Annotated in this window: 11 protein-coding genes and 1 pseudogene; 2 read left to right on the plus strand and 10 right to left on the minus strand. The window is 63.3% G+C overall.

What is annotated here, in order from left to right; all coding sequences use genetic code 11:
* Positions 1-901 precede the first annotated feature (901 nt).
* Positions 902-3,433: a nitrite reductase large subunit NirB gene (gene nirB, locus DNK49_RS05385; protein ID WP_110523319.1), complete on the plus strand. Its 2,532-nt coding sequence runs from the start codon at positions 902-904 to the stop codon at positions 3,431-3,433.
* A 20-nt stretch (positions 3,434-3,453) separates the two neighbouring features.
* The gene (gene nirD, locus DNK49_RS05390) at positions 3,454-3,792 is read left to right on the plus strand and encodes a nitrite reductase small subunit NirD (protein WP_110523320.1); all 339 of its coding nucleotides are present in this window, start codon (positions 3,454-3,456) and stop codon (positions 3,790-3,792) included.
* Positions 3,793-3,922: 130 nt separating this feature from the next.
* On the opposite strand, the gene DNK49_RS05395 is transcribed toward nirD, so the two are convergent.
* From DNK49_RS05395 to rnr, 10 genes and pseudogenes are all read right to left on the minus strand, one after another.
* Complete coding sequence (locus DNK49_RS05395; protein ID WP_110523321.1) at positions 3,923-4,837, minus strand: nitrate- and nitrite sensing domain-containing protein; 915 nt, start codon at positions 4,835-4,837, stop codon at positions 3,923-3,925.
* Between the two features lie 35 nt (positions 4,838-4,872).
* Positions 4,873-6,081 (minus strand): methyl-accepting chemotaxis protein, encoded by a 1,209-nt coding sequence (locus DNK49_RS05400; RefSeq protein WP_110523322.1) that lies wholly within the window; start codon positions 6,079-6,081, stop codon positions 4,873-4,875.
* A gap of 85 nt (positions 6,082-6,166) precedes the next feature.
* Positions 6,167-7,366, minus strand: a pseudogene (locus DNK49_RS05405) (NAD(P)/FAD-dependent oxidoreductase); the annotation flags it as partial.
* A gap of 10 nt (positions 7,367-7,376) precedes the next feature.
* On the minus strand, positions 7,377-8,144 hold the full coding sequence (cobA, locus tag DNK49_RS05410) for a uroporphyrinogen-III C-methyltransferase (RefSeq protein ID WP_110523324.1): 768 nt from the start codon (positions 8,142-8,144) through the stop codon (positions 7,377-7,379).
* Positions 8,145-8,159: 15 nt separating this feature from the next.
* Complete coding sequence (locus DNK49_RS05415; protein ID WP_110523325.1) at positions 8,160-8,954, minus strand: ABC transporter ATP-binding protein; 795 nt, start codon at positions 8,952-8,954, stop codon at positions 8,160-8,162.
* 10 nt (positions 8,955-8,964) lie between these two features.
* Positions 8,965-9,915: a nitrate ABC transporter permease gene (gene ntrB / locus DNK49_RS05420; RefSeq protein WP_243632245.1), complete on the minus strand. Its 951-nt coding sequence runs from the start codon at positions 9,913-9,915 to the stop codon at positions 8,965-8,967.
* Between the two features lie 16 nt (positions 9,916-9,931).
* Positions 9,932-11,191, minus strand: a complete 1,260-nt coding sequence (locus DNK49_RS05425; protein ID WP_110523326.1) for a CmpA/NrtA family ABC transporter substrate-binding protein — start codon at positions 11,189-11,191, stop codon at positions 9,932-9,934.
* 386 nt (positions 11,192-11,577) lie between these two features.
* Positions 11,578-12,870 carry a nitrate regulatory protein gene (locus DNK49_RS05430; RefSeq protein ID WP_110523327.1) on the minus strand — a complete coding sequence of 431 codons (1,293 nt, stop codon included), beginning with the start codon at positions 12,868-12,870 and terminating at the stop codon, positions 11,578-11,580.
* A 139-nt stretch (positions 12,871-13,009) separates the two neighbouring features.
* Entirely contained in the window at positions 13,010-13,801 is a 792-nt protein-coding gene (rlmB, locus tag DNK49_RS05435; RefSeq protein ID WP_110523328.1) for a 23S rRNA (guanosine(2251)-2'-O)-methyltransferase RlmB, read from the minus strand.
* A gap of 106 nt (positions 13,802-13,907) precedes the next feature.
* The gene (rnr, locus tag DNK49_RS05440; RefSeq protein WP_110523329.1) at positions 13,908-16,496 is read right to left on the minus strand and encodes a ribonuclease R; all 2,589 of its coding nucleotides are present in this window, start codon (positions 16,494-16,496) and stop codon (positions 13,908-13,910) included.
* Positions 16,497-16,501: the final 5 nt, after the last annotated feature.

The raw sequence follows: 16,501 nt of genomic DNA on the forward strand, positions 1-16,501 counted from the left end.
CCTGCGGGCGTACGCAAGGCGCAGTCGAGCTTGGCCTTGGCCACATCGATGCCCAGATGAAACGTATGCATGTGAAGTCCTCCGCTGATCTACCTTGTCAATGCGGGCTACCGGCATGCCGGGCCAAAGATACTGTTCGATCTGTTTGCGAGGGTGAGCGAGTGCTGCAGGGATCTACGCCGCGGGCGCGAAGCCCAAGGGCGGGAACGGCATGCACTCGCTCGAGCTGGGGTGCCCCCCAACTGTGCAGCGTCCGGATGGCCCCGTGCTGGGCTCTCTTCAATCGCGCTACGCGCTCCATCCGAGAACCCAGCACGGCAAACCGCACACCAACCGATTTTGCACGAAAACAAAATACAAGGGCGGGGTGACAACCCCGCCGTAGCCGCACCTGGCCCGGAAGGCGCCGTACGGAACAGTACCCGTCAACGCCGCATGCCCCCTCCGGCGGGATTCCATCCCGCCCTACCTCGGGTTCGATCACGGGTGCGTACACTGACTACCCGTCAATCGGACATTCGCACCGAGTTTGCTGGACGAGACAACATCGTCACCATTTCGGCCAGGCACCAAACTGGTGTCCCTGCACGCCCCCAGGCACTACCGCAGTGCAGCACCCACCCCTCATTTCTCCGCACCTCCTTGCAATAGCGCCCGTTCAGCACTGCCGCCTCTTGGTATGAAACCTGCTTGAAGCACCTTGCCTGCGTGCAAGGACGCAACAGGCAGCAGCCTCCGCCAACGACGGTGGGGTCCGGCAGACGCGGTTTCACTCGCGCCGCCGGCCAAATCCAACCGACATCGAACCGCGTTCCGCGGAGGCCTTCATGCACGCACCGGATCTCCATCCGTGTGCCCAGGTATTGCAGAAGTCCACGCGGACAGAACGAGTGATACCTGCATGAAGATAATTCTCGTTGGCCACGGCATGGTGGGCCACAAGTTCCTCGAAGAACTCCAGCAACACCAGATCCCAGGTGCCGAAGTCACCGTGCTGTGCGAAGAAGCGCGCACGGCCTATGACCGGGTGCACCTTTCCGAATTCTTCTCAGGCAAGACCGCTGACGACCTGTCGCTGGTCGCACCTGGCTTCTTCGCCGAAAGTGGCTTCAAGCTGCGCATCCGTAGCCGTGCAGCGGCGATTGATCGCCGCGCCAGGACAGTCACCACACAGGATGGCGAAACGCTGCACTACGACAAGCTGGTGCTGGCCACCGGCTCCTACCCTTTCGTGCCACCAGTCAAGGGCCACGACCGCGACCAATGCTTCGTCTATCGCACCATCGAAGATCTGGAGGCGATGAAGGCTGCCGGTGCGATCTCGCGCAAGGGCGTGGTCGTTGGCGGGGGCCTGCTCGGTCTGGAGTGCGCCAAGGCGCTGCGCGACCTGGGTCTGGAAACACATGTGGTGGAGTTCGCGCCGCGCCTGATGGCCGTGCAGGTCGACGATGACGGTGGCCGCATCCTGCGCGAGAAGATCGAGGCCCTGGGCGTGCACGTGCACACCAGCCGCAACACCACCGAGATCACCGATGGCATGACTGCCCGTCACCGCATGGTGTTCGCCGACGGCAGCCACCTGGAAACCGACATGATCGTGTTCTCCGCCGGTATCCGCCCGCGTGACGAACTGGCACGTCAGAACGCCCTGGCCGTTGGCGCACGTGGTGGCATCGCGATCGACGACCACTGCCGCACCAGCGACCATGACATCTACGCGATCGGCGAATGCGCAGCCTGGCGCGACCAGACCTTTGGCCTGGTCGCGCCGGGTTACGACATGGCCCGCATCACCGCCCGCCACCTCGCGGGCCAGACCGATGCGGTTTTCAGTGGTGCCGACATGAGCACCAAGCTCAAGCTGATGGGCGTGGATGTCGCCAGCATCGGCGACGCACATGGCAAGACCACCGGTAGCCGTAGCTTCCGCTATGTCGACGAATGCAAGCAGATCTACAAGAAGATTGTTGTCAGCGCCGACAGCAAGCGCCTGATCGGCGCGGTACTGGTAGGCAATGCCGACGAGTACGGCACCCTGCTGCAGCTGGCACTCAACGGCATCGCGCTGCCTACGGAACCCGAGTTCCTGATCCTTCCGGCCAGCGACGGCAAAGCCAAACCCGGCCTGGGACCGGATGCGCTGCCCGACAGCGCGCAGATCTGCTCCTGCAACAACGTCAGCAAGGGCCAGATCTGCACTGCAGTGGGCGATGGCGCCACGACGATAGGTGAGCTGAAAGCCTGCACCAAGGCCGGGGCTACCTGCGGCGGCTGTGTTCCTCTGGTGACGCAGATCATGAAGGCCGAGATGGTCAAGCGCGGCATGGCGGTCAACAACCACCTGTGCGAACACTTCCCGTATTCACGCCAGGAGCTCTACCACCTGATCAGGGTCGGCGGCATCAAGAGTTTCGAGGACTTGCTGGCGCGCCACGGCAGCGGCCTGGGCTGCGACATCTGCAAGCCCACCGCGGCGTCAATCTTTGCCTCCTGCTGGAACGACTTCGTGCTGCAAGGTGAGCTCGCCAGCCTGCAAGACAGCAACGATTACTTCCTTGGCAATATCCAGAAAGACGGCACGTATTCGGTCGTGCCGCGCATGCCCGGGGGCGAGGTCACACCCGAAGGCCTGATCGCAGTCGGCCAGGTTGCAAAGACGTACGGTCTTTACACCAAGATCACCGGCGGACAGCGTGTCGATCTGTTTGGTGCCCGTGTCGAGCAGTTGCCTGCGATCTGGGAAGAACTGATCGCCGCCGGCTTCGAATCCGGCCACGCCTACGGCAAGTCGCTGCGTACGGTGAAAAGCTGCGTCGGCAGCACCTGGTGCCGTTACGGCGTGGATGACTCGGTGGGCCTCGCCGTTGAACTGGAGAACCGCTACAAGGGATTGCGGGCACCACACAAGATCAAGTTCGGCGTTTCCGGTTGCACCCGCGAATGCGCCGAAGCACAGGGCAAGGACGTCGGCATCATCGCGACCGAACGCGGCTGGAACCTTTATGTCTGCGGCAATGGCGGCATGAAGCCGCGCCACGCCGAACTGATCGCATCCGACCTGGACAAGGCTGCGCTGATCCGCCTGATCGACCGCTTCCTGATGTTCTACGTACGTACCGCCGATCGCCTGCAACGCACCAGCACCTGGCGCGACAACCTGGAAGGTGGCCTGGACTACCTGAAAGCCGTCCTGATCGACGACAGTCTGGCCCTGGGCGCTGAACTTGAGGCCCAGATGCAGCACGTCGTCGACACCTACCAGTGTGAATGGAAGACCGCAGTGAGCACCCCCGAAGTGCGCCAGCGTTTCCGCACCTTCGTCAATGACCCGCAACCGGATGCCCGCATCGTCTTCGTCAAGGAGCGCGGCCAGATCCGCCCTGCCCGCGCCGAGGAGCGCGACCATGCCACCGCCGATTCGATGACCGTCTGAGAACGAACAGGATATCCAACATGAGCAACGAAACCCTGAACTGGACCGCCGTCTGCAAGGTCGGCGACATCCTGCCCGGCACCGGCGTCTGCGCCCTGATCGACGACCATCATGTCGCCATCTTCCGTCTGGGCACGGACACCTTCTACGCCATCGACAACATCGACCCCCGCACCGGGGTCAGCGTGCTGTCCCGCGGCTTGATCGGCAACCTTGGCGAACACCTCGTCGTCGCTTCACCGATCTACAAGAACCACTTCGACCTGCGCACCGGCGCCTGCCTGGAGGCCCCGGAACATTCGGTACGGACGCACCGGGTGCAGGTGGAGGGGGACGAGGTGTTGGTCGCGCTGTCCTGAAACGTGAGTTACGGGGTCGGGCAACTCAAGCGCGATGCGTCCGACCCCGCTGGCGTCTTGCAGACTGCTTGTCCAAGACGCCAAGCGGCGCGAAGGATATAGACCGCCCTGACAAACACGCATCCAGTATTTATATCGAACCCAGTCTCGACGCAGAAACAGGCGTCTCGCAATCCCTGCTTTCAAGCATGTAACTCAAGGCGTCGCCATCCACGCGGATCCACTCGAAAACCTGATCAATGGCATCGGTCGCAATGGCGAAGAAGGTGTCGGCGGCGATGGTCGTGAGGCGGTCCCCGAGAATCGCCGTACGCAAGGTCTGCGCCAGCCTGTCGACCTGATGACAGGCAGTGCGCACTGAGGCGCACTCGCGTTCGGCGTCGGCGGCCTGGCGTAACAGACGTTCCGCACGGTTGGCCAGGAACATCAGGCGCACACGTGCCACAGGCGAACATCGCCCGGCGGCGGCTGCGGCGCTTCCAAGGGCGCGCGCCTGCCCCAGGCATTCGGCAAGCGCCGGCAGGCGGTAGGCAAAATTCCGGATCACGCCCGTTGGCAGGCTGCCCACTGCCGGCAACTCGAGCCGCGCCTCACCCAGGCTGGCGATCATGCCGGTCAGGACTTCGATCTGTTGGGTATGTGCGGCAATGTTCTGCTCGGGGGTTGAGTTGGGCAGACGGTCGATCAATTCGCGCCAGCGGTGGCGAAACAAGTTCGCCTCCTGCACCCTGAAGCAGGGTCGCAACTGCCCACTCTCATGTTCAGCGGCCCGCACCACCACAGACATCATCGCGTCGATGTTGCGACGGCGGGCCTGCATGCGGGTTTCAAACTGCCGGTCGCCCGCCAGCCAACCCGTGCTTAATCCACGATGCTGCTGCAGGGCCTTCAACAAGTCGATCAAGCTGACGCAGTCGGCCAGCGCCACCTCGGCCTCGGCCCGCCAGTCCGACCGGCGCCGCCGAAGACGGACGATGAGCACCGCAACTGCGGCAAGCACAACGCCCAAGCCCACCGCTTCAGTCGTCGCCAGGTCCCAAGACATGATCCTCTCCACTGTCGCAACGGCGACCGCTGCCGCTACTCGCAGCGGTATCGCCCCACTCTTTCGGCAAGCTGGTTCGACAACTGATCAAGATAACGGGCAAGCTCGGTAGTCTCGCGCACCTGTCGCTCGTTGGTGTCAGCCATCCCGGCCAGCACCTCGATGTTCGCCGACACGGCCTCACTGGCCATACTTTGCTCGCGGCTGGCGTCCGCCATCTGCCGCACCAGTTCGCCCGCCTGCGTTGCGCTGACCTGCATCGCCTGCAGATCGACAATCGCATCGCGTGCATCGCCAGCACGATTGCGGACGTCGGCATCGACCACCGACATGCTTTCAGCCACCTGACCGATACCTGCCTGCACCTTGCCAATACGTTCGGTGATCTCGCGAGTGGCCTGCGCGGTGCGTTCTGCCAGCTTGCGCACTTCGTCCGCCACTACGGCAAACCCACGCCCTTGCTCGCCAGCACGTGCAGCCTCAATGGCCGCATTGAGCGCAAGCAGGTTGGTCTGATCAGCAATTTCGGCAATAACGCGAACAATGCCGCCAATTTCCTGCGAATCACGATCCAGACCTCTGGCGTGTTCGCCTGCGGCCAAAACGGTATCGGCCAGTTGCTCCAAGGTCTGGGACAAGGCGCCGATACGCGCCGCACTGGCGGCAGCCGCCGTTTCGGTATCCCGGGCCACGATGACAACCCGCACAGCCTGCTCGCTGGCAACCTGCTGGCTGGCCGACAACTGCTCCAGGCTCGCCGCGGAGGAGACGGTCACATCACGTTGCGCCTTCACACCGTTCGCACCCTCGATGGCATTGGCGGCCGATTCGTGCGCCACACTCGAGATTTCATGTATCGAGCGCCCGAAATCAACGAACACCTGTGCCAAGGCATGGGTCATTGCATTCAACCGGGCAGCCATCTCCGGCTGCAGTCGTGCAGCTTCGGCACCCAATCTCCCAGTCAGATCGCCCGCCTCCAGCGTGGAGGCAAATTCGCACAAGGCCTGCTGCCAGCGCTGCTGATTGCGCCATTGCCCGTAGGCCACGAACGACGCGCCAAGCAAGGCGGTTGTCGCGGCGCCGAACAGTGCCCCGCCGCCGTCGCCACTGGCACCGACCCCCATCCCCACGCCGGCAAGCAGGCTCAGGCCCAATAGCCCGGCAATGCGTCCACCGCCCTGAGCATGGCCGGTTGTTGCGGGCATCGCGTCCCGCCGCCAGGCACTCACATTCTCATTCATCGTGTCGTCCGCTTCAGGGTTGGATATCGGACAGCGATCACGCAGCGACCCGCACTCATGCCGTGGCGGCTTCAGCCACCGCAGGCCCGAACATCAGGCGCTCGCGCATGTCGGCCACACTGCGCCCCTCCCGTACCAATTGAAAAAGCCAGGCGCCATCGGCGGTATCGCCGACCATCACGGCACCGGCCAGCTGATCGCCCTTGAGCACGAGCTTCTTGTACACCCCGCCCGGACGATCATGCAGCACGATCTCGTCGCAGCCCTCTCCACCCATGAAGTTACCCGCCGAGAACACATCGACACCAGTGACCTTGAGCTTGGTCGAAGTCACCGACCCCGGATAACGGCCAATGCCGTAACCGGCCAGATGATTGGCGCAGACCTTGGCCTGCTCGAACAGCGGGGCCACCAGACCATAGGCGATGCCACGGTGCATGGCACACTCGCCCACCGCATAGATACGCGGATCGGTAACCGTCTGCAGGGTGTCGCTGACGACGATGCCGCGCTCGCAGAGCAGCCGGGCGCGCTCGGCGAGCGTGGTGTTGGGCCGGATGCCCGCAGCCATCACAACCAGATCCGCCGGAATCGAACGCCCATCCTTCAACCGGACTTCAGCCACCCGCCCCCCCTCGCCCGAAACCAGCTCGGCGGTCTGAGCAGCGAGGCAGAAGCGCATGCCCTTGGCCTCAAGCGTGGCCTGCAGCAGCTCGGCCGCAGGACGATCGAGCTGACGCTCCATGATCCAGTTGCCCAGATGAACCACGGTCACGGCCATACCGCGCAGGGCCAGACCGTTGGCCGCTTCAAGCCCCAGCAGGCCGGCACCGATGACGACCGCATGGCGATGTTGATTTGCGGCTTCGATCATCGCCTCGGTATCGGCGATGTCGCGGTAGGCAATGACCCCGGGGAGATCCTTACCAGGTACGGGCAGGATGAAGGGAACGGAACCGGTTGCCAGCAACAGCCGGTCATACCGTGCCTCGGTACCATCATCCGCACGCACGATTCGACGCACGCGATCGATCTCCACCACCTGGCGCCCGGCATGCAGCGCAATGCCGTGCGCACGATACCAGTCCAGATCGTTGAGCATGATGTCGGGCAGGCTCATTTCCCCGGCCAGTACCGGCGACAGCAGGATACGGTTGTAGTTGCCGTGCGGCTCGGCCCCGAACACGGTAATGTCATAGCGGTCTGGCACGAGCTTGAGCAACTCCTCCAGCGTCTTCACCCCGGCCATGCCATTGCCGACCATGACAAGTTTCTGTTTCTGCATGATGCTTTCCTCAGGCCGCCAGGCTACGCAAAGCCGGTTGCCATGCGCCGCAATCCATTTCCTTGGCCAGCGCAGCCACCTGCCCCACGACGACAATGGCAGGCGATGCCAGTCCCTCGGCGCTCACCCGCGCTGGCAGTTCGGCCAACGATCCCTTGACCTGACGCTGCCCCGGCAGGGTGCCCGAGGCGATCGCCGCAGCCGGGGTATCCGGCGGCATGCCAGCCGCGATCAGGCGGGCGACGATGTTGAGCAAGCGTCCAAGGCCCATGTAGATCACCAGCGTGGTGCCGGTATGCGCCAGCGCCTGCCAGTTCGGCTCCTCACACCCTTCACCGGCAGTCCCGCTGACCAGCGTCACGCCATGGGTATGCAGCCGGTGGGTAACCGGGATACCGGCTGCAGCCGGTACCGCGATGCCCGCCGTCAGCCCGGGGACGACGTCGGCCTCGATCCCGGCGTGCGCCAGTGCATCGATCTCCTCCCCGCCCCGCCCGAACACGAAGGGGTCGCCGCCTTTCAGGCGCACCACGCATTTGCCGCGGCGGGCGTAGCGCACCATCAGGCGATGGATGAAATCCTGCGGGGTGGAGGCCCGGCCGCCGCGCTTGCCCACTTTCAGGACGCGCGCGCCGGGACGCACCATGGCAAGAACGTCAGCCGACACCAGGTCGTCGGCAAGCACGATCTCGGCCTGCTCGGCGAGCAGCCTGGCCGCCCGCAGGGTGAGCAGATCCGCGGCACCCGGTCCGGCGCCAATCAGATAGACCTTGGACATGCGTGTCTCCGGTGCCTAGGCTGCGCGCTTGAGCTGCTTGTGGTACAGGAACTCCATGATCGCCGCCCGGCAATCACCGAAATGCGCATCGTGCGCAAGCGCCAGGCGATCGCGCGGACGATCGATCTTGACCTCGAGGATCTCGCCAATGGTGGCTGCCGGACCATTGGTCAGCATCACCACACGGTCGGACAGCAGCACGGCCTCATCCACATCGTGGGTCACCATCACCATGGTGGCCTTGGTTGCGGCCAGAATCTTCATCAGTTCGTCCTGCAGATTGGCACGGGTCAGTGCATCGAGCGCGCCGAAAGGCTCGTCCATCAGCAGGATGCGCGGCTGCATTGACAACGCGCGCGCAATACCGACGCGTTGCTTCATGCCACCCGAGATCTCGTGCGGATACTTGTTCTCGGCATGCGTCAGGCCCACAAGTTCCAGCGCCTCGTGGGTACGCTGCTTGAGCTTTGCCTTGCCTTCCTTGGCGGAGAACACGCGCTCGACCGCCAGGAACACGTTGTCGAAGCAGGTGAGCCAGGGTAGCAATGAGTGATTCTGAAACACCACCGCGCGCTCCGGACCGGGGCCAGCAATCTCGCGGCCGTCACACAGCATCACCCCACTGGTCGGCCGGGTCAGCCCGGCGATCAGGTTCAGCAGCGTGGATTTTCCGCAGCCGGAGTGACCGATCAGGGCAATGCTCTCGCCCTCGTGGATGTCGAGATGCACATCGCGCAGGGCAACGAACTTGCCTTTCTTGGTATCGAAGGACTGGCCGACATTCTCGATCTGTACGATCTTCTTCGTCATGATCGTCTCCTTAACGGGTTTCGTAGCTGAAGCGGCGGGCGATCAGCATCAGTATCTGTTCCAGCACCAGACCGACGATACCGATCACGAAGATGGCGATGATGATGTGCTCGACCTTGAGGTTGTTCCATTCATCCCACACCCAGAAGCCGATGCCGACACCACCGGTCAGCATCTCGGCAGCCACGATCACCAGCCAGGCGGTGCCGATGGAGAGGCGGATGCCGGTCAGCATGTAGGGCAGCACCGCCGGAAACAGGATCTTGGTAAAGATCTTCCACTCCGACAGATTGAGCACACGGGCAACATTGAGGTAGTCCTGCGGTACCCGGGTGACGCCTTGGGCGGTGTTGAGGATCATCGGCCAGATCGAGCAGATGAAGATGGTCCAGGTCGCAGCCGGATCGGCACGCTGGAACACCAGCAGACCGATCGGCAACCAGGCCAGCGGCGACACCGGACGCAACAGGCTGATGATGGGGTTGAGCATCTGCGACAGCACCGCGAAGCGGCCAAGCAGGAAACCCGCGGGAATGCCGACCAGCGCCGCAATGCCGAAGCCGATACCGACGCGCTCCAGCGAGGCCAGCACGTTCCATCCGATACCCTGGTCGTTGGGACCATCGATGTAGAACGGATCGGAAAACAGCACCACCGCGGCCTGCCAGGTTTTGCCCGGACTGGGAATGCCGCCGCCATTTAGCGTGGCGAGATGCCAGATACCGATCAACAGCGCGAGGCCGATCACCGGCGGCAGCACCGCACGGGACAGTGCCTGCAGCCACTCGCCGAAACGCCCATTGCGTTCGGTCTCGACCTCGGCCTTCTCGACCTTTTCCACCTTCTGTTCCACCACGGTCACGCTTGCTTCGCTCCCGGTTTCGTTGCGCCCGCCCGCCACCCGGACGGTCTCGATTTCGACGCCGGCGCCGGGCCGGCTTGCGATCACTGCTGCAGTCATGTCCCTATCCTCCGCATCAGGCCTTGATCTTGAAGCTGCCGGCGTACTTCGCCGGATTCGAGCCGTCCCATACCACACCGTCGATCAGCTTGCTGCTGCGCATGTCGCTCTTGGGCAGTGAGACGCCAGCAGCAGCGGCCGCCTGCTTGTAGATGTCGACACGGTTGATCGCTTTTGCCACCGCCAGATAATCGACATCCTTGTCGAGCAGACCCCAGCGGCGGTGCTGGGTCAGGAACCACATACCGTCGGACAGGTAGGGGAAGTTCACCGCGCCATCGTTGAAGAACTTCATCGCATTGGCGTCATCCCAGGTCTTGCCCTGGCCGTCTTCGTAACGACCCAGCATGCGGCCGAGGATGACATCCATGTCGGTGTTGACGTAGGAACGTGCCGCCACGGTCTCGGCGGTCGTGCGGCGGTTGGCCTGCGAAGCGTCGATCCAGCGCGAGGCATCGAGCACCGCAGCGGTCAGCGCACGGGCGCTGTTGGGGTTCTTCGCCACCCACTCGGCGGTCGTGCCGAGGATCTTTTCCGGATGATCGGTCCAGATGTCCTGGGTGGTGACTGCGGTGAAGCCGATCTTGTCGACAATGGCGCGCTGGTTCCACGGCTCGCCGACGCAGAAGCCGTGCATGTTGCCGACGCGCATGTTGGCCACCATCTGCGGCGGCGGCACGACGATGGCCTTGACGTCCTGGAAGGGGTTGATGTCGTGCGCAGCCAGCCAGTAGTACAACCACATCGCGTGAGTCCCGGTGGGGAAGGTCTGCGCGAAGGTATAGGTGCCGGCCGGACTGGCCGCAATGACCTTCTTCAGCGACGCCCCGTCGGTCGCGCCCTTTTCCTTGAGCTGATTGGCCAGCGTGATCGCCTGACCGTTATTGTTCAAGGTCATCAGGTTGGCCATGTCCTTCTTTGGCCCGCCAATGCCCAGATGTACGCCGTACACCAGTCCGTAGAGCACATGAGCCGCATCGAGCTCGCCATTGACCAGTTTGTCGCGCACCGAGGCCCAGCTTGCCTCCTTGCTCGGGATGATCTTGATGCCGTACTTTTCGTCAAATTTCTGGGTTGCCGCCATGACCACCGAAGCGCAGTCGGTCAGCGGGATGAAGCCGACCTTGATCTCCTTCTTCTCGGGTGCATCCGAGCCCGCCGCCCATGCCCCGCCGGGGAACAGGCTGGAGATCAGCGCGGCGGTGCTGGTGGCAGCACTCGCCTTCAGGAAACCGCGGCGCGACAGTTCGGGGGTATCGATCTTCTGCTTGGTCATGTTGCACTCCTAGAATGACTTCCAAAACAAAAAGGCGCCCATCCCGCTCCGCGGATCTGCCGCGAAGGGAATGGACGCCGTTGTCCAGTGTTCGGTACTGCTTCGAACGCCGAACCATCGTTGGTTCAGCCTTGCCATCCTTAATGCATCAACTGTGCCAGCTTTGAAAAAACCGCTGTAACCCTTACCACTGCTGACTTTGTCAGAAACATGACAGCGTACGCACCCCGTATGTGGCGCACTGCTGCAGTGCAATAGCCCACACAACCGCACAAGCTCGGTGCGGACCAGGGACTGACGGACGCGGTCGGAACTGGAGTGACAGGCAGGCTAAAGCCCCCACCACCGGGAAAATGGCGGGCAGTCTGTCCCCATTGGGGCGAAGGTCAGTCCCGCTTGAGAAAATCCGCCAGCGCCAACGTCGCTTCTGCAACGTCGGCGATACGGCGATTCTGGTTCATGGCAGTCTGGCGCAGCAGACGATAAGCCTCTTCCTCGCTCAGGCCACGCTGCGACATCAGCAGTCCTTTGGCACGATCGACCAGCTTGCGCTCATGCAACGCGGCACGTGCCGTACCCAACTCCTCGTTGATGTTCTGCAGGCGCTGCGCTTGCGCCCGCACCAGATCGAGTACCGATCGTCCCAGCTGCGGGCTGAGCCCATCTGCGCCCAGAACGGCACTCGTGCCGTCAGTTGGGCCGCTGGCCAGTCCGGCCGACCCACTGTCGAAGAACACCGCAACAGCCGCACCTTGTGTGCCTGTGGAGGCTGACAGGCTGTCGAGAAAATGCTTCTGATCGTGAAGATCGGCACGCGTCTCCTCGAGCTTGCGCTCACACAGCGAAAGGAGCGCATTGGTCGCGCAATCCTCGACCTGGCGCATTGCATCAATCCGAGCAGAGGCACAATCGAACCAGCGGTCCGCAGCATCGGCCTCCAGTCGCTGCGGCGAAGGGGCACAAGCCAGACGACGCATGCGCTCGATCTCGGCCACCTCAGGCAAGGTCTGCACATTGCGCCAGATCTGGCAGAGCGTCGGGTCGGCAAACTCGGAAAAGATGCGAAAGCAGCGCTCCTGCCCCTCGATCAGATGGGTCAGGGTCTGCTGCGCGGCCGTATCGAAGCGTCCCAACGCAAAACCGGCGGCACCGGCGGCGCGCTCCTGTCCGGCCAGCTCCTTGCCCTGCATGAAGTTGAACAGGGCAACCAGGGCCCGCGACACCAAGGGATCGGCTGCGGTGTCGGCTGCCTCGAAAACGACCCCCAGCAGCCCGGCAATCAGTTCGTTGAAACTACGGGTGGCTTCGTCTGCACCGATCTTCTGCGCCCCGATCCGCTGCCGCAGCCCGGGCAAGGCATCCAGTACATGCAGCACGTGCGCGATCCGGCTGAATAGACGCATGCCGCTGGCCATCTTGCCGGAATCGGTATCGAGCTGGTCAAACTGCGCCCGGACCGCTGCCTCCATCTGCACACTGGCCTCGATGCGTGTCTGGCGCTGCTCGCCAAAACGTTGTCCACGTGAAGCCAGAAAGACATTGGATGTCCCCCGCTCCTTCTGCAGGACGTGCACGAATTCACACACACCCTTGACCAGACCACTGGTGACCTCAAGCTGCTCCAGCCCCTGAATCTCGCAGCGCTTTGCGGCAACAAGAAAACCCAATGCAGACTTCATGCAGAACCTCCCGGCCCATTCCCAGATTACGGCGCCCCCGGGAGGCTGTCGGACATGGACTGCCTCCCAGGCACCGCAACACATTCACAAGCAAATCACATGCGCGGCGCCAGAACGAACCGCCAGCACCCTGCACATTTCACACCCGGCTGCCGCGCTGGCGACGCGCCTCAAACAGGCAGATGCCGCTTGCCACCGAGACATTGAGACTCTCCACCGTGCCCAGCATCGGGATCTTGGCCAGTTCGTCGCATGTGTCGCGTGTCAGGCGGCGCAAGCCATCCCCCTCGGCCCCAAGCACCCAGGCCACCGGGCCCTTCTGATCGATCTCATAGACCGACTTCTCGGCCTCACCCGCCGCGCCGACCACCCAGATGCCGGCCTCCTGCATCTCACGCAGGCTACGCGCCAGATTGGTGACGGTGATATAGGGCACGGTGTCGGCTGCACCGCTCGCCACCTTGATCGCGGTGGCGTTGAGACCCACTGCACGGTCCTTCGGCGCGATCACGGCATGCGCCCCGACAGCATCGGCCACACGCAGACAGGCACCGAGATTGTGCGGATCCTGCACACCATCGAGCACCAGCAACAAGGCCGGTTCGTCCAGCCCCTCGAGTACGTCGGCCAGCTTGAGCTCACGCTGACGGGCATCGATACGGGCTATCACGCCCTGATGGCGACGCGTACCCACCATACCATCGAGCCGGTCGGCATCGGACAGGATCAGACGGACACCCTGCGATTCGACCAGCGCCAGCACGTCTCGGGCACGCGCGTCCTGACGCTGACTGGACAGGTAGATCTCGAACACCGCCTCCGGATCGCGCCGCAACTTGCCGAGCACCGCGTGAAAGCCGTAGATCAGCCGGCTGCTGCTGCGCCCAGGTTCGTCACCCTCACCGACCGGATGCGCTGCCGGCTCGAGCACCGGCGTCTCAACCGGGCGCGGCCCCGGCCGAGCGCCCCCCCGACGCTGGGCCGTCGCGGGCTTACCGCCAGCAGCCGGAGGTTTCAGGGAGGAACGGAACGGAGGTTTAGCCACGACGCTTGCCTTTCTTGCTGGTTGCAGCCGCTTTTGCGGCCTTGGGTTTGGAGGGTCTCTTTGCTGCTGGCCTGGCTACCGGCTTGGCCGTCATCTTGGCTCCTGCCTTTGCGGACTTGGGCGCAGTCCTGGCGGCACCCCGTACTGCGGTCGCACCGGGCGCCCCAGCCCCTTGCCCACCCGACGCGCCCCGCGTGGTACGGCGGACCGGCGCAGACTCGACTGGCGTCGGCGCAGGCTCCCGTGCAGTCCGACCACGACGCGGGGCCTCGGCCGCGGCGTCGCGATCACGTGCGGTCTTGCCACTACGCTCGGTGGGTCGGGACGTGCCTTCGATCAGGCGGAAGTCGATCTTGTTGGTCTCTAGATCGACCCTCACCAACTGGACCCGCACCCGGTCCGACAGACGGTAACGCACATTGGTACGCTCACCCACCAGCTCATGGCGGGTCTCGTCAAAGTGGAAATAATCGCTGCCAAGATCCGAAATATGGACCAGTCCCTCGATGAAAATATCGTCCAGGGCAACAAAGAGGCCGAAGGGTACCACTGCCGACACGCTACCGGCGAACTCCTCGCCAACCCGATCCTGCATGTAGTAGCACTTGAGCCAGGCCACCACATCGCGCGTGGCATCGTCGGCACGGCGTTCGGTCATCGAACAGTGCAGGCCAATCTCATCCCAGTCGCCCGGCTGATACTGCTCGCTCGCCAGCACGGCCTTGATCGCCCGGTGCACCAACAGGTCGGGATAACGCCGGATCGGTGAGGTGAAGTGGCTGTAGGCCTCGTACGCCAGACCAAAGTGACCGACATTGTCGGGGCTGTACACCGCCTGACGCAGCGAACGCAGCATCACCGTCTGCAGCAACTGGGCGTCCGGGCGGTCCTTGACCTTGTCCAGCAAGGCCGCGTAATCCTTGGCATGGGGCTCCTCGCCGCCGCCGATGCCCAACCCGAACTCGGTCAGGAAGCCTCGCAGCTTTTCGAGCTTCTCAGGCGTCGGCCCTTCATGCACCCGGTACAAGGCGGGATGCGCACGAGTCTGCAAGAAGTCCGAAGCACACACATTGGCAGCCAGCATGCACTCTTCGATCAGGCGATGCGCGTCATTGCGGGTCTCGGGCACGATACGCTCGATCTTGCCCTTGTCGTCAAAGATCATCCGTGTTTCGGTGGTCTCGAAGTCGATCGCGCCCCGCTTGGCGCGCGCCTTGAGCAGCACGCGGAACAACTTGTCGAGGTTCTGCAGGTGGGGCAGCAGCTCACCGACCTCCTCAAGTGCGGAGGCCTCGCTGTCGTACAACGCGGCAGCCACCTTGGTGTAGGTCAGCCGGGCATGCGAGAACATGACTGCCGGATAGAAGCGATAGGCCTTGATCGCTCCCGTCATCGAGATGCTCATGTCGGCGACCATGCACAGGCGCTCCACCTGGGGATTGAGCGAGCACAAACCGTTGGAGAGCTTCTCGGGCAGCATCGGGATCACCCTGCGCGGGAAATACACCGAGTTGCCGCGATCGTAGGCGTCCTTATCCAACGCGCTGCCCGGTGCGACGTAATGCGAGACGTCGGCAATCGCAACGATAAGGCGAAAGCCACGCCCCTGACGCTCGCAATACACCGCATCGTCGAAGTCGCGGGCAGTCTCGCCATCGATGGTCACCAGCGGCAAGCCGGTGATGTCTTCACGCCCCACCCAATCCTTCTTGCGCACCTTGACCGGCAGCTTGCGGGTCTCGAGCTTGGTTTCAGCCGAGAACTCATAGGGGAGCTCGTGCTTGCGGAGCGCAATCTCGATCTCCATACCAGGATCGGCATAGTTACCGAGCACTTCGACCACGCGGCCGATGGGTTGGGCAAACTTGGTGGGTTGCTCGACCAGTTCGACAGTGACAATCTGCCCCGGCAGGGTTTTCTTGCCACCAGGCGCTACCAGGATGTCCTGCGCCAGACGCCGGTTTTCCGGCACCACCAGGGTGACCCCGTGCTCGACCAGCACGCGCCCGACCACCCGGGTATTGGCGCGCTCGAGCACCTCGACGATCTTGCCTTCGGGACGCCCGCGGCGATCCTGCCCGGCAATGCGGACGATGACGCGGTCGCCGTGCAGCACTTCGCGCATTTCCTTGGGGCCGAGAAAAATGTCGGCGCCACCGTCGTCACGGCGCAGGAAACCGAATCCGTCGACATGCCCTTCAACCTTGCCGCGGATCAGGTCCGCCTTGTCAGGCAGCAGGTAGGCGTCGCGCCGATTGCGGATCAACTGCCCGTCGCGCTGCATGGCTCGCAAGCGGCGATCGAAATGTTCAAGCTCTTGCTCGGTGATGTCGAGGGCAGTTGCCAGTGCCTCAAACGTCATCGGCACACCCTGCTCGGCCAGCACCTGCTCGATGTATTCGCGACTGGGCAGCGGCAGTTCGTACTTGAGCGACTCACGCTCGAAAAAAGGGTCGGCCTGGCGGATGGCACTCGGCCCAGCCGCACGAGCCTTGGACTTTGCGCGACTGCGTGTGGGCGACTTGGAAACCTCGGCAGCGGGTGCGGAGGGATTTACGGATTTTTTTGGTCTTGTAGTCATTGACA

This window comes from Parazoarcus communis SWub3 = DSM 12120 (assembly GCF_003226565.1).
GTDB classification, from domain to species: domain Bacteria; phylum Pseudomonadota; class Gammaproteobacteria; order Burkholderiales; family Rhodocyclaceae; genus Parazoarcus; species Parazoarcus communis.